This window comes from Deltaproteobacteria bacterium (genome assembly GCA_016709225.1).
GTDB classification, from domain to species: domain Bacteria; phylum Myxococcota_A; class Polyangia; order Nannocystales; family Nannocystaceae; genus Xiheibacterium; species Xiheibacterium phototrophicum.
The window spans coordinates 3285334-3304915 of the sequence record JADJEE010000001.1 but is presented as its reverse complement, the minus strand read 5'-3'; the positions used below and the strand labels follow the sequence as shown (position 1 = coordinate 3304915).

Here is a 19582-nt window from a genome sequence, read left to right as displayed (position 1 = left end):
TTCGACCCATCACGCGGCGACGACATCAGGGCGTCGCCGACACTCGCATTCCAACCATCGTGCGACCGCAGGGCTCCGCTAGGGCTCCGGGTCGGGGCATGCAGCACGCACGCGTGCGGCGTGCACCGATTGCGGCCACCGCTCGAGAAAGCGCTTCCGCGCCGCCACGGCGTCGCTGCGTCGACCCGCGCGGCACAGCACGACCACGCGCAACGCATCGCGATCCTGTGCCAGCGTGCCGCGTTCGAAGCGTGAGGCGTGCTCGGACAGGCGCGCCAGTGCCAGCGCGGTGTCGCCGGCACCGAGCGCCCGGTTCGCGGCCCGCAACAGCGCGGCCTCGTCGTCGAGGGTGGCCGCCGGTGGCGAGGGCTCGGGCGCACGCGCCGTGGCGCTCCGCGACCGCCGCGTGGTCGCAGCGGCGGCGATCGGCGGGGGCTCGACGATCGCCGCGGTGGTGGTGGCGATCGTCGAGGGCAGCTGTGCGGGCTCGGGTGTCGGCGTCGGCGTCGGCGTCGGCGTCGGCGGCACTGCGGCCGGCATGGCGGCCTGCGCACGATCGGCGGCGACCTCGGGCACCGTCGCGGCCCGGGTGCCGCGCGCATCGTCCGGACGCGACGCGAGCACACCGGCCGTGACCGTGGTGGCGACCACGCCACCGACGATCGTCTTACCTACCCATCCACCCGACGAACTCACCCATGCACGCCACGAACCCATCCACTGCGATGCCGCGGTGGCCTTGCCAGCGCCCGCGCTGCCGAGGCTGCTGGGCGCGACGTCGAACTCTGGCATCAGCGCGGCGCCGGGCAGCGCGCGACGTAGACGATCCCAGCCCTGCGCGGCGGCGGCCGGTGACGGCTGTACGGCGTGATCACGCTCGGCGGCGATGAGCCCGTCGAGGGCGCTGCGGCGAGGCGCGTTCATGGCGTCCGTCCTTCCCGTCCGCGCGGGCGATCGGTGTCGCGGGCCTGCGCGCGCGCCACGTGGCGCTCGAGCTCCTCCCGCGCGAGTCGCAGTCGCGAGTAGACCGTTGGCAACTTGGCGTCGATGACCTGGGCGATCTCGGGTGCGGTCATGCCCTCGAGCTCGGCCATCACGAACACGGCGCGCTTGTCGTCGTCGAGGCGATCGAGCAGCCGTCGCAGGGTCCGGGCTGCGTCGGCGCCCTCGTGCGGCGAGTGCACGGGCTCGCCGGCGCGCTCGAGCGGCGTCGTGCGGGCTCGCTCACGGGCGGCGTCGCGACGGAACGACTGCGCGACCCGCATCGCGATCGCGAACAACCATGTGCGCATGGAGGCGCGGCCCTCGAACTCGTGCAGCCGCTGCGCGACCACCATGAAGACGTCGTGCACGCCGTCGTCGACGCGTCCGTCGTCGACGCCGAGCCGCGACAGCGAGCGCCAGACGAATGCATGGTGTTCGGTGTACACGGCGGCCAGCTCCCGCTCGTCGACCCGCACCGTGGGTGCAGCGGCACCGCGCGACCGGAGCTCGGTCGGGGGTTGCAGCGCCACGGCGGGGGGACTCACGGGCATTGGTTCCGCGACGCCGCCAATTCCATCACGGAAATCTGCCCTCGACACCGACGAACGCGGCGCCGAACACCGGGGCGGTGGCGAAGACCGCCGGCGCGCCCAGGATCTGATAGCTGCGGCGGATTGCGGGCACCCCCAGCTCGACGCCGACGCGCACGCCCAGCGCGGGGCGTGGCAGCCACACCAGGGCGCCGGCGACCACCGGGGCGATCCATGGATCGGGGCTGCGGTCGGCGCTCGGGGTGCTCGGCAGCGACCGCACGCGCACGCGGGTCTGGCCGGCATCGATCCCGGCGCACGCGAGCAGCTCGAGTCGGGCACCGGCGCCGGGCCGGAACACCGGACATGCCCGCAGCTGGGCGGTCCATCGCAGGAAGGCGATCCGCGCCGCGCCGCTCGATCGCGTGGGGCCGCCACCGACGCTGCCACCGACCTCGACACGCCACCTGGGCTGCGCGAGCCCGAGCCACACGCGGCCGTGGCCCCCGGGTGCCGGCAGATCACCCACCGAGATCGCCGGCGCGAGCCCCAACACCGCGCGGGTGCGTCCCCGTGCTCGCGGCGTCGCGGGCACGGCCGCGTCGCCGTCGTTGTCGTCGGTCGTCGTCGTCGTCGTCGTTGGGGCGTCGTCGTCGGCTGGCGTCGCCGTCGTCGTGGCGGGCTCCGTGGCCGTCGTCACTGGCTGCGGCGGATCCGGCACCGCGAACACGAGCTGGGGATCGATCGCGATCGCGACCACCAGCGCGGCGGCCTGCACCGCGGCCGCGCAATCACTGGCGTCGTCGAGCTCGCGGGGTGCAGTGCCGTCCGGCCCCGCGATCCTCAGCTCGATGCGCCAGCGCCCGTCGTCCTGTGCGGCGGCGTCGAGCTCCACCCGCAGGCCGTCGCCGAGCGGGGGTTCGATCGCGCGACCCAGTTGTTGCTCGATCGCCGCGCGGACCTCGTGCTCGCGCGGGCACTGCTGCGGTGCTTGCCAACGCAGCGAGAACTCGTCGGCCGCAGGGGCAGGCGTCAGCGCGGCGAGCATCGTCAGCGTCAGCATGCGCGAGGGGGGCCAGGGCGCAGCGTAGCAGCCCGCCCGCGCGCCGCAGACCCGTGTCGCGACGCCGCGGCCGTCACGGCGCGGCGGCGGGGGCGGGCGCCTGGAAGGCTCCGATGGCCGCCAGCAGCTGCAAGCCGTTGGCGTAGCTCCACGTCTCGGCCACCTTGCCCGCGGACAGCCGCAGCAGCTCGGACATCGCGACCTCGACCTTGCGATTGCTCGCCGGCATCGCGCCCAGGGGGCCGCGGTGCGTGCCGCGCACGCGCGCGAAGCTGACGACCCAGTCGGGCCCGAACGACACCGCGTCCTGCACCGTGACCTTCGCGTCGGGGAACGCGGTGAAGAACGCGTCGTGGCCCTCGCGATGCTGCTCGGGGGTGGTCATGGTCTCGCCGGTGCGGACGTCGTGGGAGACCATGTCCGCGGTGCAGTACTTGGTCTCGCACAGCGTCCAGGCCTTCTTGCCCGCCGACAACATCGCCCGCACCGCCTTCGCGGCGGCGGGGTCCTCGTCGCCGCCGATGATCTCGGGCGCACCCTCGGGCACCTCGGGGATCTTCGCGGCCGCAGCGGCGCCGAGCTGACCCATCTGCGAGAGCAACGCGGCCTCGTCGTAGACCACGCGCACGCGCTTGGCCTTGCCGTCGGCGTCGTGCCACACCCACGCCAGCACCTCGGCGCCCAGGGGCTTGCCGGTCGCCGCGATGCCGCGGAAATCGCCCTTGTGCGAGCCGGTGAGCACCACCTGCATCACCACCAGATCGCCGCGGTGGAAGATGCGGCGCGCGTGCAGCTTCATGTCGGGGATTGCCGTGAGCAGGTCCTCCCAGCGCGACAGCACTGCGGGCTTGCCGATCGACGGCGGCTCGAGCGGCGAGCCGACCGCATCCCACTCGATGTCGATCGCGAAGTTGGCGACGATCGGATCGATGTCGCCGGCGCGGAAGGCCTCGAGCCCTTGCACGAACCACTCGGGCGTGCCCGGCCGGGCCGTCACCTCGACGCGCTTTGCGTCGCGCGAGGCCACGAAGTCGGCCACGGGATCGCGGACCGGCTTCGCCATCTTCGCGTCCTCGTCGGTGGCCGGTTGCGCGCCCGCGTCGCGCTCGCCCGTGCCGCCCTTGGGTCGCAGCTGGTCGGGCTCGAGCGCGGTGGGATCGAACTTCGCGGTGGTGACCGTCGGCGGCGGTGCGCGGTGCTTCGCGGCGGTTGGCACCGGTTCGGGACCGCCGCGATCACACGCGACCGGCGCGAGCGCAACGAAGAGCGGGAGGAGGAACGGCGGCAGACGTCGACGAGAAGCGGGCATGGTGGGACTCGCGGGGGCGAATGCGTCGGCTTGCGACCGCGATCACGTAGCACGACGGCGCGTGGCCGTGGCGGCTGCTTGCGCCGTCGCGGCGCGTGTGCGACCCATGACCGTCGATGACGCTGGTGTGGTCGATCGGGGTGCTGCTCGTCGTCGCCGCCGTGGGGTGGAGGCTGGCCCGCGGTGAGTTCCACGACGCGGTGTTCGTGGTCGAGGTCCGCGATGACGACGAGCGCGTGCACGTGCGTGGCGGCGTGCCGGGCAAGGACACGGCGGCCGTGGCGGCGTTCGTGCGCTCGCTCGAGCTGCCGGTCGGCGCGCGCGTGTGGGGCACGCGAGATGGCGGGCGGCTGCGCCTGGGCTTCTCGTCGCGGGTGCCGGAGTCGCTGCACCAGCGGCTGCGCAACTACTTCTACAACTGAGCCGGACCGGGCCTTGGCCCCGACCCGGGGGCGGCGGGGCGTGGGCCGCGGCGGGCGTTCGCGCGCCGACGGGATGCGTGAAACCACTCACGCCACGCAACTCCTCGCTTGAACCGTTCGCGCCGGCTGGCCACTGTAGTCGTGCGGACGGCTGCGACGCCGCGCTGCCTGGGACCTCGCTTGCCTGATCTCGACGATTTGCCTCACGCTCGCGCCGGCGGGGCGGTGCGCACGTGGCTTGCACCCCGCGCGAGCGCCCGCGTGCCGCCCATGCCCTCCGCCCTGCGTACCGCCCTCGTGCTGCTCCCACTCGTGCAGGGCGGTGCGTGCAAGGCCGATGGCCATGCGCCGGTGTTCGACGGCGTCTCCGACCAGGTCGCTGCGGTTGGCGCCGAGTTGGTGATCGACCTGCGCGCGTCCGATGCCGACGGCGACGAACTCTCGTTCGCCTACGAGGTCGAGCTCGACGGCCTCGATGCCTCGATCTCGCGGCGCCCCGACGGCAGCGGCGTCTTCCGATGGACGCCGCTCGCCGAGCATGTCGGCACCTGGTACTTCGACTTCATCGTCAGCGACGGGCACCTGCACGACACCGTCACCGTGGCGATCGACGTGCGGACCACGCTCGGCCAGGGCGCGGTGCCGGTGTTCCGCGAGCCGCTGGGGTCGGGCACGACCCTCGATCTCGCCCACGCGGCCTGCATCGAGGTCCCGATCGTCATCGAGGACCAGGACGACAGCGAAGTCCTGCTCGCGATCGAGCCGCCCGGTCTCGAGGGCGCAGAGATCGTGCAGGACGACGGCCTCCACGGGCGCCTGACCTGGTGCCCGAACAAGCAGCAGCTCGTCGACGACCGCCACCCCGTGGTGTTGTCGGCCGACGACGGCGACCACGAGAAGACCTTGAAGGACTACCTGGTCGTGTTGCGCCGCGCGCCCAAGCCGGACTGTCCCGGTGAGGCGCCAGTGGTCGAGCACACGCCGAGCGACGTGTCGACGGTGCTCGACGTCGAGCTGGTCGCGCACGTCACCGACGACGTGGGCCTCAAGCAGGCGCCGCTGCTCTACTCGAGCCTCACGGAGCCGTCCCAGCCGATCGACTTCGGGACCCTCGACGTGGTCGAGATGGAGCTCATGGGCGGCGACATGGTCGACGGCAGCTGGCGCGCGCGGGTGCCCAATCCGGTGGCCGCTGCCCCCGAGGGCAGCGCCGCATCGCTCTTCTACATCATCTCGGCCGGTGACAACGACGACCTGACGGGCGACTGCGATCACGTGACCGACGCGCCGACCGACGGCACGTTCTCGATTCGCGTCACCAACGACGGCAGCTCGGGCGGACTGGGCGCCTGCGAGGCGTGCAGTGCCGACGCGCAGTGCGGGCGCGACGACGACCTCTGTGTTGCGATGGGCGTGCAGGCGGCGGGTCGCTGCACGACCGATTGCGACGTCGATGCCGACTGCGACGCCGACTTCGACTGTCTGCCGGTGGAGTCGGTCGACGGTGCGGTCGCCAAGCAGTGCATGCCGATGAGCGGCACCTGTGATGTCACGCCGCCGGCCTGCGAGGACGACGATCGCGAGGACAACGACTCCCGCGCGCAAGCCCAGGCCCAGCCCGCGCTGGTGGCGGGCGACTACGGCGGCTTGGTCGCCTGCGACGGCGACGACGACTGGTATCGCGTAGTGGTCGCGACCGACACCACCATCGGCGCGCTCATCGACGGCGGCGCGGCGACCAACCTCGAGCTCGGGCTGCACGCCGCCGACGGCACCGCGCTGACGGTCGCGGAGGGGTCCAGCTCGTTCGAGGCGGTCGAGCGGTGCGTGCCCGCCGGCACCTACTACGTGCGCGTCTACGCCTACGACGGCGGCGACAACACCTACGACCTGCTGCTCGAGACCAGTGCCGGCGCCTGCGCGTCGGCCTGTGTCGACGATGATCTCGAGCCCGACGACACCCGCCTGCAGGCCACCTACGCCGAGGTCTATCCCGACGGCTACACCGTGACCGACCGGATGATCTGCAGCGACGACGACGACTGGTACGAGATCGCGTTGTTCACCGGCGAGGCCGTGGTCGTCGATCTGACCTTCACCGACACCATGGCCGGCGAGGATCTCGACCTCCACTTCCACGACGACGCCGGTGTGGACCTCACGCCCTGCACCGAGGACATGCCCGGCACCTGCACCGCCGCCAATGGCCAGAGCTCGAGCAGCAACGAGCACTATGAGTTCGACGGCGTCGACGCAGGCTGCACGCCGTGCACGTACTACGTGCGCGTGCACGGCTTCGACGGCTCGCAGAACGACTACGACCTCAGCATCGCGCTGCAGTAGCGCGTCAGGTGAAGATGATCTCGCCGCCGGCGGCGAGCGAGTAGAACTCGCCGACGGTGATGATGTCGTGCACCTGCTCGATGAAGTCGCTCTTCTGCATGCCGAAGAGGTCGACCGAGGCCTTGCAGGCGTACATGCCCGCGCCGGTGTCGGCGATCATCTCGATGAACTCGGGGATCGTCGGGATGTCGAGCTTCGCGATCTGCTTCTGCATCATGTGGGTCACCACCGCCGACATGCCCGGTAGACCACCGAGCCAGGTCGCCAGGTGCAGGCCGGGGTTGCCGACCGACGCGACCTTGATGTGGTCGTGACGCTGCTTGTGGATCGCGTCGAGCCCGAAGAACGTGAAGAACAGGTTGGCCTCGATGCCCTCGGCGCGGGCGCCGTTGGCCATGATGAGGCCGGGGTAGATGCCCTCGAGCGAGCCCTTGGAGACGATGACGGAGACCTTGCGGATCGGCGCGTTCATGTGGACCTCGTGGAATCGATGGCTTTTGGGGGGAGGCGGATCAGATGCAGCCGCGCGGCTTGGGGATGCCCGCGATCCGTGCGGCGACCTTGGCCGGTCCGCCCGGGAACAGCGTGTAGAGCTCCTTGATGGCGACGCCCGAGCTCTTGCTCAGCGCGCGCACCGACGGTCCGGTGCCCTGCTCGAGGAACGCCTTGCGCATGAATTCGACGACGACCCAGTGGCGGTCGCCGAGGCCCTCGATGCCCTCGGCGCGCGCGAGCTCCGGCACCATCTCACGGGTCCACTGCTCGGGCTTCACGAAGAAGCCCTCGTCGTTGAGCTCGACCGGGGTGTTGGCAAAGGTCTTGGTGGGCATGGTGGCGTCGCTTTCGGGGGCTGTCAGGCACTCTTGGGTGGCGGGAGCTGCTTGCCCTTGGTCGGCATCGTCGACGCGATGCCAGGCATCTCGTGGCCGGGCAGGAGCACGTGCCAGTACATCCACTGGAACATCAGCTTGCCGAGGTGGGCGAGGCGCGACTCCTGCAGCAGCGGCAGGCCGATGCGTCCGGGGAAGTGGCCTGGCAACGGCTCGGTCTCGTAGTTGAAGTCGATGAGCAGGGCCTTGCCGAAGCCGGTCTCGATGAAGCAGTTGGCGTGGCCGTCGTACGAGGCGTCGAGCGGCTCGCCGGCGAGGAAGCGCCGCACGTTCTCGACCAGTGTCTCGCCCTCGAAGTGCGTGACCGATCCGGCCTTCGAGGTCGGCACGCCCGCGGCGTCACCGATCGCGAAGATCTCCGGGCGAACCTTGGTCTGCAGCGTGTGGGCATCGGTCGGGACGAAGCCGAGTTCGTCGCCGAGCCCCTCGGAGCGGCCCACGAAGTCGGCGCCACCGTGCAGTGGCACCACCACCGCGAGGTCGAACTCGAGCTCGCGCCCGTCGTAGGCCACCAGCTTGTGCGCGGCGCCGTCGACCGAGCCGGTGCCGAAGTCGGTGACGACCTCGATGCCGCGCTCGGCCATCATGCCGCCCAGGCGCGCTGCCGCCACCGGCTTGGTGAAGACCGCGTCGAGCGGCGTCACGAAGCTGAGCTGCACGCGGTCGCGCAGGCCGTGCTGTCGCAGGTACCAATCGGCGAGGAAGCAGAACTCGAGCGGTGCCACCGGGCACTTGATCGGCATGTCGACGACGGCGACCACCAGCTTGCCGCCCTCGAACCGTTGCAGCGCCTGTTGCAGCGCGCACGCACCCTCGAGGTCGTAGAAGGTGAAGACCGAGCGGTTCCAGGCCTCGCCGCGCAGGCCCTCGGTCTCGTCGGGCTGCAGCTGCGCACCCGTTGCGATCACGAGCACGTCGTAGGGCAGCGTGCGCCCGTCGCCGAGCAGGACCTCGCGCGCGTCGGGCAGCACGCGCTCGATCGTCGAGCCGACGTACTCGATGCCGGCGTGCAGCTGACGCTGGCGCGGACGCACGAGATCGTCGGGGCGCGCGAGCCCGAACGGGACGAACAGCAGGCCCGGCTGGTACAGGTGGCGATCGTCCTGGTCGACCACCGTGATGGACGCCTCGTCGGTGGTGTAGTGACGACGCAGGCGATTGGCGGTGAGGGTTCCGCCGGTGCCGGCACCGAGGACGACGATGCGATGGGGCGCGGCCATGGGTCGTCGCTATCATGGCGCACGAACCATGCCCCGCCCGCGCAAAGCCTGCGAGCGTGGGTCGGCCGCCGCAGCAACGAACGCCTGCAGCGGCGGCGACCGTGGATCACCTCAGCAAGCGGCGCCGCAGGGATTCACGGCCTCGCCGGCGCAGAGGTCGTCCCACTGCACCATGCAGCAGAACCCATCGATTGCGCACACGCAGTCCTCGATGTCGGGCACCTCGCAGCCGGTGGCCATGTGCGAGACGCAGCAGTTGCCGCCCTCGGGTGCTTCGTCGATCGTGAGCACGAAGTTGCCGGTCATGCCCTCGCCGTCGACCGTGGCGACCACGGTCTGGCCTTCGGTCAAGGTGGTCACCACCACCGAGGTGTTGCTGAACTGCTGGAACTGACAGCCGAGCTCGGTGCCCGCGCAGTCGCTGCCGTCACGCACGTACAACAGCGCCGGGAACGACGAGCCCGCGGTGCTGAAGCGGTAGGCACCGTCGGCGGGCGCCGTCCACGAGTACGAGGCGTCGTTGGTGGTGAGGCCGCCGCACGAGCCCACCGCCGCGTTGTCGGTGGTCGCGGTGGTGTCGGCGACCGAGGCGGGCAGGTCGCTGCCGAGATCCGCGTCGGGGCAGGTACCGCCGAGCTGGTTGACGTGCAGGGTGTATGCGCCCTGGTCCTCGAAGGTGCCGTCGACCACCACGGTGACGGTCTGGTTGGCCGCCAGCGTGACGGAGAGCGCCGACGCCGAGTTGAACTGATAGTTGTCGTTGCAGGCGAGCTCGTCGCCGTTGCAGGCCGCGCCGTCGAGCACGTACACCACGCTGTTCCAGAACACCCCGAGCGTGTCGAAGGTGTAGACGCCGTCCTCGGGCGCGGTGAACGAGAACGCGTCGTCGGGTGACTCGTCGTCGATGCCGGCCTGCCCACAGCTGGGCTTGAGCTTGTCGATGCCGTTCACGGTGGTGTCGGCGACGTTCTGCGGCACGGTCGAGGAGATGCTGCCGTTGGGGCAGGGCACCACATCGACATGAAGGGTGTAGGCGCCGACGCCGTTGCCGTCGACGCCGATGAGAACGCTCTGGTTGGCGTCGAGGCCCTCGATGACGCGCGAGTCGGCGTCGCCGGGGGCGAAGTCGTCGTTGCAGTCGAGCTCGGGCCCGAAGCACGCGGCGTCGCGGAGGAACAACACCGTGTCCAGCGTGGAGCCGAAGGTGTCGAACTGGTAGAGCCCGTCGGCCGGCGCGGTGAAGAGGTAGAGATCGTCGGCGGTGAAGTCACCGCCACACGAGCCGGCATCGGTGTTGTCGCCGGTCGAGGTGTTGCCGGTCGCGGTCTGCGGCACGGTGTTGCCGAGGTCGGTGTCGGGGCACGCGCCGCCGAGCACGTCGACGTGGAGGTCGAACGGGCCCGACGCGAATTGGCTGTCGACCGTGACGGTGACCTCCTGATCGGCCGCCAGGGTCGCCAGCGCGCCCTGATGGCCGCAGCTGATCTGGTTGCCCGCGCACACGCCGTCTTGCACGTAGACGATCGACTCGAACGACGACCCGAAGGTGTTGAAGCTGTAGGTCCCGGCCGCGGGGGCGGTGAACGTGTAGCTGGCGTCTGGACCCGCCTGACCGCCGCAGCTGCCGGCGTTGCCGTCGAAGAGGAACGTGGTGTCGGCCGAGACCGTGGTCGGCAGCGGGCCTGCGATCGTGCCGAGCGGGCAGGTCAGGCCGCCACCCTGCACGCGCAGCGTGAACGGGCCGCCGGTGGCGTCGTGGCCGTCGACGACGATCGTCACGCTCTGCCCCGAGAGCAGCGCCAGCGACAGCGCCGACTGATGGCCGTCACCGTCGTCGTTGCAGCCGAGCTCGGTGCCATCGCAGGTGCCGTCGAGCACGTACAGCACGCTGTCGAGCTGCGAGCCGTGGGTGTCGAAGGTGTACGTGCCGTCGGCGGGGGCGGTGAACGTGAACTCCGCGTCGGGCGAGCCCGCGCCGCCGCAGCTGCCGGTGAAGTCGTCGGTCTGCGGGATGGTGTTGCCGAAGAGGCTGTCGGGCACCGCCGGTCCGAGCACGTCGATCGGGCACTGCGTGTTCATGCCGGTCTCGCCGGAGCTCGACGCGCTCGGGTCGGTGGGGTCGGTGCTGCTGGACGAGCCGCCGTCGTCGGAGCCGCTCGAGGTCGCGGCCGACGTGCTCCCGCCGCTGCTGCCGTCGCTGCCACCGCTGGACGACGCGTCGGTGTTGCCACCGCTGCTGCTGTCGGCCCCCGACAGGCTCGTGTCGGCTCCGGTGCCGACTCCGGTGTCGGCGCCGCTGGTCGACGACGAGCCGTCGCCGACCGCCGTCGCGTCGTCGCCGCACGCCGCGAGGCCCACTGCGAGCACACCCAGTGCCCATCGGTATCGATCGAGTCCAAGCAAGTCCACCGCCATGGACGCGATGGTACCCCAGTGCATCCCCAAGCCCCGGCGACCGGCGGCCAATGGCAACGACGGCGCGCCATCGCGGCCGAAAGTGCGGTGGGCAAGCGTTGCGCTCGCATCGCCGGCCGGAACTGAGCGATGCTCACGCTCGCCATGCAGCCGGATGCATTGGTCGCCGCGCTCTCGCGGCCCGCCGCCTACCCCCATGCCGCCACCGCCGTCGAGGTCATCCACACCCACGGCTCGGTGGTGTTCCTGGTGGGTGAGCACGTCTACAAGTTCAAGCGCCCGGTCGATCTCGGCTTCCTCGACTACTCGAGCTTCGAGCGGCGGCTCGCGATGTGCGAGGCCGAGGTCGAGCTCAACCGCCGGCTCGCCCCCGCGGTCTATCACGGCGTCGTGATGCTCCGTGACGGGCCGCAGGGCCCCTGGCTCGGTGACACCGGCGCGCCGCTCGAGCCCGCGGTCCACATGCGACGCCTGCCGGATGACGTCACCATGGCCCACCGCGTCGCGACCGACACGCTCACCCGCGGGGACATCGTGCGGGTCGCCGAGGTCCTGCGCCGTTTCCACGCCACCGCGCGCCGCGGGCCCGACGTGCGTGCGTGGGCCGAGCCCGGGCCGGTGGAGCGCAACGCGGCCGACAACTTCGCGGCGCTGCGCGAGCGACCCGAGCTGTGCCCGCCGGCGCTGCTCGAGCGCCTCGCCGTCGTCGATGACGAGCGCTGGCACGCGCTGCGTGAATGCGTCGCCCGGCGCGCGCCACTGGCGTGCGAGGGCCACGGCGATCTGCGGCTCGAGCACGTCTACCTCATGCCGCCCGACGGCGAGCCGTGGGTGGTCGACTGCGTCGAGTTCGATCTGCGTCTGCGCGCGGTCGACCCCGTGTGCGATCTGGCGTTCCTCGCGATGGACCTGCAGTGCCACGGTGCCTGGTGGGCAGCCGAGCAGCTGTGGCAGGCGTCGCTCGACGATGACGACCACGACGCGCGGGCGCTGGTGCCGAGCTACGTCGCGTATCGCTCGCTCGTGCGCGCCAAGGTGCGCGGGCTGCAGCTCGACGGCGCCCGCGATCCGCAGACCCGAGCGTCGCTCGCCACCTTGGTGCGCGCCCACCTCCTCCAGGCCGCCGCCGTGCTGCTGCCGCCCGCCGAGCGTCCCTCGCTGGTGCTGATCGCGGGGCTACCGGGCACCGGCAAGTCGGTGCTCGCCCACGGCCTCGAGCAGCACGCGGGCTACACCTGGCTGCGCGCGGACGCGATCCGCAAGGAGCTCGCCGGCCTCGACCCGACCGTCTCGGCCCACACCGACGTGCGCGCCGGCATCTACACGCCGGCGTGGAACGACCGCACCTACGACGCGTGCCTGCAGCGCGCTCGCGCCGTGCTCGAGCAGGGCGGTCGTGCGGTGGTCGACGCCAGCTTCAAGCAGGAGCACCGACGGCTGGCCTTCGTCGACCTCGCGCGCGAGCTGGGCGTGCCGGTGCGACTGTTGGTCTGCGAGGCCGATCCCGAGGCCGTGCGGCACCGGCTCGCGGCCCGCCACGACGACGCATCCGATGCGGACTGGTCGATCTACGAGCACATCCGGGCCACCTGGGAGCCCTACGGTCCGCGCTGCGCGGCGATCGCCTTCGTGGTCGACACCTCGGCCGCGCCGTCGGAGTCGCTGGCCGCCGCGCTCGCGCTGCTCTAGTACCTCGACACAGCGATAGTGATGGGTCAGAACGCCGTCATGGCCGCGACTCCGCAAGGCGGCGTGCCGCCGGAATACCGGGCGTATTTCAAGGTGCGGCAACGCAGCGAGGCGCGGTCAGGGCGGTGTTATGGCCCGTCACTATCGCTGTGTCGAGGTACTAGTCGATCTCTTCCTTCGCCGCGATGCTGGTCGCCATCCCGTCGGTTGCGTCGAACTTGATCTCCCACAGCTGCTGCTCGGCGTCGCGGATGTAGAACTCGTACTCGAAGCCGACCTCACCGTCCTCGAGCTCGCGCTTGAACTCCCACGCGATGACGTCGCCGGTGACCTCGTCCTGCGCCTTGGCGAGGATGGCCTGGTACGCGAGCACGCCCTGCACGGGGGTGAAGTCGGCGTAGTCGAACGGCCCGACCTTGTCTTCGACGACCACGATCTCGCCGTCGTCGAGGCCGACCTTGACCTCGAGGGTCGCGCCGTTGGTCATCGCCACGTGGACCTCCCAGACCTCGGTGTCGCCCTCCACACTGCGCTCGATCTCGCCGGCGTCGCCGCCGACGGCATCCTCCGCCGCGCGCGAGGCCTCGGCCTCGCTGACGCCGGCATCATCGCCCGCGTCGCAGGCGAGCACCAGGCTGAGGATGAGGATTTTGAAAGTCGTTTTCATTATCGAGAGGGTGGCGTACGGGGGCATCCCCTGTCAAGCGCCAGCAATGCGCGGTCCGTACGGCGCTGCAGACCCTAAATGATGTTGACTTTCAACTTCGAGGGGGGCGACCCTCGGCGCCCCGAGAGAGGAATCGAGATGCCCCGACAACCCACGGCCCGCACTGCGCCGAGCACCTGGCTCGCGGCGTCCACCGCCGCCCTCGCCGTCACGTGGGCCTGCATCGCAGGTCCTGGCGACGACGGCCACGATGCACTGCGCGTCGAGATCCTGCGCAGCGAGGTCGAGCACGTGCTCGCACCCGCGTTCGCGTCGTTCGAGTCCGCAGCGAAGGAGCTCGACACCAAGGTCGCCGCGTGGGCGGCTGCGACCGCGGCGGGCGACGACGCGACCGCGGCACGCGACGACGCGCGTACCGCCTACCGCGAGGCGATGGCGCAGTGGCAGCGCGCCGAGGTGCTGCAGATCGGGCCCGCCGGCTCGTCGGCCTACGTCCGTGGCGGCGAGGACATGCGCGACGCGGTCTATTCGTGGCCGACCTCCGATGCCTGCCGCGTCGACGAGGAGACCGTCGCGCAGGGTTACGCCGCGCCGGGCTTCGACGTCGCGTTGGTGAACGTGCGTGGCCTCGATGCCCTCGAGCGGCTGCTGTTCGCCGAGTCGGCCACCAACGCATGCGCCGCAACCGACGAGATCAACCAGGCCGGCACGTGGATGGCGCTGGGCGACGACGAGGTCGTGCGTCGGCGGTCGGCCTACGCCGCCGTGCTCGCGACGCAGATCCACACCGCGGCCAGCGAGCTCGCGCAGACCTGGGCGCCCGGTGGTCGCTTCGCCGGCTACCTCGCCGCGCCCGGCGAGGGCGACTCGCCCTACGACACGCCGAGCCAGGCGCTCGACGATGTGTTGCTGGCGTCCGCCTATGTGGATCTGATCGTGAAGGACCACAAGCTCGCCGCCGACGCACCCGCAGCGCTCGAGACACCGCTCGCGGGCGAGTCCAAGGCCCACGTGCGCACCAACCTGGTGACGCTGCAGCAGCTGGTGTGGGGCGGTAGCTCGGCCGCCGAGGGTACCGGGCTCGACGACTTCCTCGTCGAGCTCGACGAGGGTCCGCTGGCCGACGAGCTGCTCGCCGCGATCGACGACGCGATCGCCAGCGTCGACGCCGTCGATGGCGAGTTCGCCGAGGCGCTGACGAGCGATCCCGCGGCGCTCGCAGCCGCACACGACGCGGTCGTGAAGTTGATCGACCTGCTCGACGGGCGGGTCGCGACCGCGCTCGGCCTGCACAGCCCCAGCGAAGCCGCGGGGGACGCCGACTAGTGATCGCGCCGCCGCAGCTGGTGGACGCGCCCGTCGCCGACGGACCCCTCGCGCTCCTGCACGAGGTCGTGACGGCGGTGGTCGGCATGCTGTTCGACCCCAGCGAGCGCATCTACTGGGGCTTCTTGCTCGCGACGGTGGTGCTCGCGTGGGCCGTGCGTCGGGAACAGCGTGGTGCTGGCGTGCCGACCACGCCGGGGCGCGTGCTGGGACGCTCGTCGGCGCTCGATCTGCAGCTGCTGATCTTCAACGCGCTGGTGCGCATCGTCGGCGCCGGCGCGTGGGTGGGGTCGGCCTTCGGGCTCTCGCTCTGGCTGGTGGCCGGCCTCGACGCGCGCTTCGGCGTGCCGATCACGCCGACGTGGCCGCCGGCGGTGGTGGCCGCCGTCTACACCGTGGTGCTGTTCGTGGCGTGGGACGCCAGCCGCTATCTGTTGCATCGGTGGCTCCACCAGGTGCCGTGGCTGTGGGAGCTGCACAAGGTCCACCACAGCGCCGACACCCTCACGCCGCTGACGCTCTACCGCGTGCACCCGCTCGAGGCGCTGTTGTTCGGGCTGCGCGGCGTGCTCGTGACGGGGGTGATCTCGGCGGGGTTCTTCTACGTGTTCCGACGCGACGCGATCGAGCTCGAGCTGCTGGGCGTCAACGTGTTCGGCGCGGTGTTCAGCTTGGTCGGCGCCAACCTCCGCCACAGCCACGTGTGGTGGTCGTGGGGGCGACTCGAGCGGTGGCTGATGAGTCCGGCGCAGCACCAGCTGCACCACGCCGACGATCAGGATGCCGGCATCAATCTCGGCACCTGGATCGCGCTGTGGGACCGGCTGGGCGGCACGCTGCGCTACGCCGACGTCCGCCCGCCCGCGGCATTCGGTCTGCCGGACAGCGAGGCCAACCACCATCCTGGCCGCCTGGGCTCGGCGCTGCTGCAGCCGATGATCGCGGCTGCGCGGGTGCTCGGTGCGCGGCGTCGACGATCGCTCGCCGCCGCGGCGGTGGTCGGCGCGCTGGTGTGGGCCGCATCGAGCCTGGCCCGCGCGGAACCACCGGTGGCTGCGCCCGAGGCGGGCCCGTCGGCGAAGGCGCCTCCGAGCGTGTCCGCGACCCCGCGCGGTGCTCCACCGCCGCAGGCCGTCCGTGCGCCCCGCGAGCCCGGCGACGAGGCCCCGCCGCCGAGCGCGTCGTCGACGGCGCCGACGTTGGCACCGACGGCCGTGATCGAGCCGCCGGCGCCGACGTCGGCCGCCGCGACGATCGTCCCCGACGAGCCGGCACCGCTGGCCACCGATGGGCGCGAGGCCGACACCAGCCGCACCGTGATCGTCGGCTCGATGTTCGACGGCGACGAGCTGCCCCGCGTCGCCGGCTCGGCCCATGTGATCGGCAAGCGCGAGCTCGAGCGGCGCGAGTACGACGACGTGCACCGCATCCTGAACGGCGTGCCCGGGGTCTACGTGCGGGGCGAGGACGGCTTCGGCCTGCGACCCAACATCGGCCTGCGCGGGGCCAACCCCGATCGCTCGGCCAAGGTCACGCTGATGGAGGACGGCGTGCTGCTGGCCCCGGCGCCCTACGCCGCGCCGGCGGCCTACTACTTCCCGTTCCCGACCCGCATGGTCGGGGTCGAGGTGTTCAAGGGCCCGGCCTCGATCAAGTACGGGCCCAACACCATCGGTGGCGCGATCAACCTGCGCACGCGCGAGATTCCCGAGGGCCATGCCTCGAGCGTCGATCTCGCGGCCGGCCGCTTCGGCTACGTCAAGGGCCACGGCTTCTACGGCACGACGTACCGCGGCTTCGGCGTGCTGCTCGAGGTGGCTCACCTGCAGAGCGACGGCTTCAAGCAGCTCGACGGCGGCGGCGACACCGGCTTCGCAAAGAACGACGCGATGCTCAAGCTCTCCTACGAGGGCAAGACCGGTCGCGACACCGTGCACCGCGTGCAGCTCAAGGGCGGCTACGCGACCGAGCGCTCCAACGAGTCGTACCTGGGGCTCTCGCGCGAGGACCTCGATCGCACGCCCTACCGCCGCTACGCCGCTAGCCAGCGCGACCAGATGACCTGGTGGCGCTCGCAGGCCGAGCTGTCGTACCACGTCGGCAACGACACGCTGCAGCTCGAGACCACGCTGTACCGACACGACTTCCACCGCGTGTGGCGGCGCCTCGATCGCTTCCGCGACGAGCCGGACTTCTCCACCGTGCTGGCCAACCCCGAGGCCGGGCAGCTCGCGGTGTTGTCGGCGATCATCCGCGGCGAGGAGGACGCGACGACCCCCGAGCAGGCGCTGATGGTCACGCGCAACGATCGGCGCTTCGTGTCCGAGGGGATGCAGACGGCGCTGCACTGGCGGCCCACGTTCGGCCCGGTCACGCAGGACCTCGAGATCGGCGGGCGCTTCCACCACGACGGCATCATCCGCAACCACCTCGAGGATGCGTACATGATGACCGGCGGCGTGATGGTGCCCGACGGCAGCCCCACCATCGCGGCGCTGCGCAACGCCGGTGAAGCCCACGCGGTCGCGCTGCATGTGCTCGACGCGATCACGCTGTGGGACCGCTTCACCATCGCGCCGGGCATCCGGGTCGAGACCATCCTGATGCGCTACGCCGACCACCTGACGGGCGCGCGCGCCCATCGGCAGGACGTTGCGGTGACCCCGGGCATCGGCGCGCTGGTGCGGGCACTCGAGTGGCTCGATGTGTTCGCGGGGGTCCACCGCGGCTTCTCACCGGTGGCGCCCGGCCAGCCCGACGCGGTGAAGCCCGAGTACAGCGTCAACTACGAGGCCGGTGTGCGCGCGATCCGTCGGCGCGTGTGGGCCGAGGCGGTGGGCTTCTTCAGCGACTACAGCAATCTGAACGGCGCGTGCACCTTCTCGTCGGGCTGTGCCGACGGCGACGGCAGCACGCAGTTCAACGGTGGCCGCGTGTTCGTCTACGGCCTGGAGAGCGCGCTGCGCTACCGCTACCAGTTCCAACGCGGCGTACGGCTCGACGTCGGCGCGCGCTACACGTACACCGGCACGCAGTTCCGGCATGGTTTCGCCTCACCGTTTCCGCAGTGGGGCGACGTGCAGGCCGGCGATCAGCTGCCGTACGTGCCGGTGCACCTCGCCGGTGGCTCGCTCGGCGTGGGCGCGGAGAACTGGGAGGTCTCGCTGGCGCCGTCGTACAACGGGGCCATGCGCGACGTGGCGGGGCAGGGCAAGATCCCCGACGATCAGCGCATCGACGGCTTCTTCGTGCTCGACGCCGCCGCCAACCTGCGGCTCCACCAGCGGCTGCTGCTGTACGGCACGGTGAACAACGCCACGAACAACGCCTATGCGGCGTCGTATCGGCCCTTCGGGCTGCGGCCGGGCGCGCCGCTCACCTTCATGATCGGCATCAAGGGCGACATCTTCCTCGACCGGCAAAACCCCCGCGGCGTGTTTGCCCGCCGCAGCGGTGGCCGCAGCCGCGGCCGCGCTCAGCGGGCCTCGAAGCAGCGTCGCCCGGGCTGACAGTCCTCGGGCACGCACGGCGCCGCATCGGGGCCGGTCACGAACTGGGTGCGCAGGCAGTGGTAGTGGCTCGAGCGTGAGGTCGAGAACGCGTCGGGCGTGTCCTGCCCGTAGACGTGCAGCGCCTTGGTCCGCAGGAAGCGGCACACCGGCGCGTCGAGCTCGGGGCGAGGTCGGTCGTCGAAGGTCGGCATGGTTCACTCCGGGATCGCGACGTCGGTCGCACGGTGCAGCGCCTCGCGCACGAGGCCTCGGACGAGGGGGATCTTGTAGCCGTTGTGCTCGAGCGGCTTGGCCTTGGCGACCGCCGCGGCTGCGGCCTTCTCGAACAGCGCAGCGCTCGGGGGCTGGCCCTCGAGCACGGCCTCGGCCTCGCGCGCGCGCCACGGAATCGGCGCGACGTGGCCGAGCGCGACGCGGACGTCGACCAGCTTGCCGCCCTGCATCCGCACGCGCACGGCGGCCTCGCCCAGCGGCCAGTCGTGGGATTGCTTCTCCTTGGCCGCCGCGTAGGTGGAGCGCTGATCGGCGGCGGCCGCCGGAAGCTCGATCGCGAGCACCAGCTCGCCCGGCGCCAGCGTGTGCTCGCGCGTGGCGTCGACGGTCGGCAGCGCGAACAACTCGGCGATCGGCAGCTTGCGCGCGCCCTTGGGGCCGCGGGTGTGCACGACGGCGTCGTGGGCCACGAGCGCGGCCGCCATCGTCGAGGGGTGAACGATGAAGCTGGGGCCGCCGCCGAGCACGGCGTTGTAGCGGTTGTCGCCGGTCAGCGCGAAGCACTGCGCGCCGCCCTTCTTCAGGCACTCGAGGTCGACGTGGCGGTAGTACCAGCAGCGCGGACGCTGCAGCAGGTTGCCGCCCAGCGTGGCGGCGTTGCGGATGCCCGGGGTCGCGGCGGAGCCGGCCGCCTCGCGCACGGCCGCGAATGCCCGTCCGAGGTCGGCGAACGCGGCCAGCTGCGCGAGCGTCACCAGGGCCCCTAGCGACCACGCACCGGACGACTCGGTGATGCCGCGCATGCGATCGCCTTCGGGGCCAGTGATGGCGCGCAACTCGACGAGCTCATCGGGCGCGTCGAGGCCCTCCTTCATGTGATCGATGAGGTCGATGCCGCCGCCGCGGAAGCGACGGGTCTGCGGCGCCGCGGCCACGCGTGCGCTGGCCTCGGTGGCCGTGGAGAGGCGAACCAGGGTGAAGCGATTCATGCTCGGGCTC

Annotated in this window: 16 protein-coding genes; 5 read left to right on the top strand and 11 right to left on the bottom strand. The window is 71.4% G+C overall.

Going from position 1 to position 19582, the window contains the following annotated elements:
* Nucleotides 1-78: 78 nt before the first annotated feature.
* From IPH07_13520 to IPH07_13505, 4 genes are all read right to left on the bottom strand, one after another.
* Nucleotides 79-924: a hypothetical protein gene (locus IPH07_13520; GenBank protein MBK6918410.1), complete on the bottom strand. Its 846-nt coding sequence runs from the start codon at nucleotides 922-924 to the stop codon at nucleotides 79-81.
* Entirely contained in the window at nucleotides 921-1529 is a 609-nt protein-coding gene (locus tag IPH07_13515) for an RNA polymerase sigma factor (GenBank protein ID MBK6918409.1), read from the bottom strand. Before IPH07_13515 ends, IPH07_13520 begins: the two co-directional genes overlap by 4 nt.
* A 31-nt stretch (nucleotides 1530-1560) precedes the next feature.
* Nucleotides 1561-2577, bottom strand: coding sequence for a hypothetical protein (locus IPH07_13510; protein ID MBK6918408.1), 1017 nt, complete (start codon nucleotides 2575-2577; stop codon nucleotides 1561-1563).
* 73 nt (nucleotides 2578-2650) lie between these two features.
* The gene (locus tag IPH07_13505) at nucleotides 2651-3886 is read right to left on the bottom strand and encodes an ester cyclase (protein ID MBK6918407.1); all 1236 of its coding nucleotides are present in this window, start codon (nucleotides 3884-3886) and stop codon (nucleotides 2651-2653) included.
* A gap of 116 nt (nucleotides 3887-4002) precedes the next feature.
* Here IPH07_13505 and IPH07_13500 point away from each other — a divergent pair, with 116 nt between their 5' ends.
* Both IPH07_13500 and IPH07_13495 read left to right on the top strand, forming a co-directional pair.
* On the top strand, nucleotides 4003-4308 hold the full coding sequence (locus tag IPH07_13500) for a DUF3634 family protein (GenBank protein ID MBK6918406.1): 306 nt from the start codon (nucleotides 4003-4005) through the stop codon (nucleotides 4306-4308).
* Between the two features lie 270 nt (nucleotides 4309-4578).
* Nucleotides 4579-6651 (top strand): pre-peptidase C-terminal domain-containing protein, encoded by a 2073-nt coding sequence (locus tag IPH07_13495; protein MBK6918405.1) that lies wholly within the window; start codon nucleotides 4579-4581, stop codon nucleotides 6649-6651.
* A gap of 4 nt (nucleotides 6652-6655) precedes the next feature.
* Here the strand turns inward: IPH07_13495 and IPH07_13490 are convergent, their stop codons facing one another.
* From IPH07_13490 to IPH07_13475, 4 genes are all read right to left on the bottom strand, one after another.
* Entirely contained in the window at nucleotides 6656-7123 is a 468-nt protein-coding gene (locus tag IPH07_13490) for a DsrE/DsrF/DrsH-like family protein (protein ID MBK6918404.1), read from the bottom strand.
* Between the two features lie 40 nt (nucleotides 7124-7163).
* The gene (locus IPH07_13485; GenBank protein MBK6918403.1) at nucleotides 7164-7481 is read right to left on the bottom strand and encodes a TusE/DsrC/DsvC family sulfur relay protein; all 318 of its coding nucleotides are present in this window, start codon (nucleotides 7479-7481) and stop codon (nucleotides 7164-7166) included.
* 23 nt (nucleotides 7482-7504) lie between these two features.
* On the bottom strand, nucleotides 7505-8761 hold the full coding sequence (locus IPH07_13480) for an NAD(P)/FAD-dependent oxidoreductase (GenBank protein MBK6918402.1): 1257 nt from the start codon (nucleotides 8759-8761) through the stop codon (nucleotides 7505-7507).
* A 111-nt stretch (nucleotides 8762-8872) separates the two neighbouring features.
* On the bottom strand, nucleotides 8873-11176 hold the full coding sequence (locus IPH07_13475) for a hypothetical protein (GenBank protein MBK6918401.1): 2304 nt from the start codon (nucleotides 11174-11176) through the stop codon (nucleotides 8873-8875).
* Between the two features lie 129 nt (nucleotides 11177-11305).
* On the opposite strand from IPH07_13475, the gene IPH07_13470 reads away from it, so the two are divergent.
* Nucleotides 11306-12865 (top strand): AAA family ATPase, encoded by a 1560-nt coding sequence (locus IPH07_13470; GenBank protein ID MBK6918400.1) that lies wholly within the window; start codon nucleotides 11306-11308, stop codon nucleotides 12863-12865.
* Nucleotides 12866-13025: 160 nt separating this feature from the next.
* On the opposite strand, the gene IPH07_13465 is transcribed toward IPH07_13470, so the two are convergent.
* Entirely contained in the window at nucleotides 13026-13532 is a 507-nt protein-coding gene (locus IPH07_13465; GenBank protein MBK6918399.1) for a PepSY domain-containing protein, read from the bottom strand.
* Between the two features lie 138 nt (nucleotides 13533-13670).
* On the opposite strand from IPH07_13465, the gene IPH07_13460 reads away from it, so the two are divergent.
* Nucleotides 13671-14858: a hypothetical protein gene (locus tag IPH07_13460; protein MBK6918398.1), complete on the top strand. Its 1188-nt coding sequence runs from the start codon at nucleotides 13671-13673 to the stop codon at nucleotides 14856-14858.
* 20 nt (nucleotides 14859-14878) lie between these two features.
* On the top strand, nucleotides 14879-18367 hold the full coding sequence (locus IPH07_13455) for a TonB-dependent receptor (protein MBK6918397.1): 3489 nt from the start codon (nucleotides 14879-14881) through the stop codon (nucleotides 18365-18367).
* On the opposite strand, the gene IPH07_13450 is transcribed toward IPH07_13455, so the two are convergent.
* Nucleotides 18334-18561: a hypothetical protein gene (locus tag IPH07_13450; protein MBK6918396.1), complete on the bottom strand. Its 228-nt coding sequence runs from the start codon at nucleotides 18559-18561 to the stop codon at nucleotides 18334-18336. The two genes, IPH07_13455 and IPH07_13450, sit on opposite strands and share 34 nt — an antisense overlap.
* Before the next feature lie 3 nt (nucleotides 18562-18564).
* Nucleotides 18565-19572 (bottom strand): FAD binding domain-containing protein, encoded by a 1008-nt coding sequence (locus IPH07_13445; GenBank protein ID MBK6918395.1) that lies wholly within the window; start codon nucleotides 19570-19572, stop codon nucleotides 18565-18567.
* Nucleotides 19573-19582 lie beyond the last annotated feature (10 nt).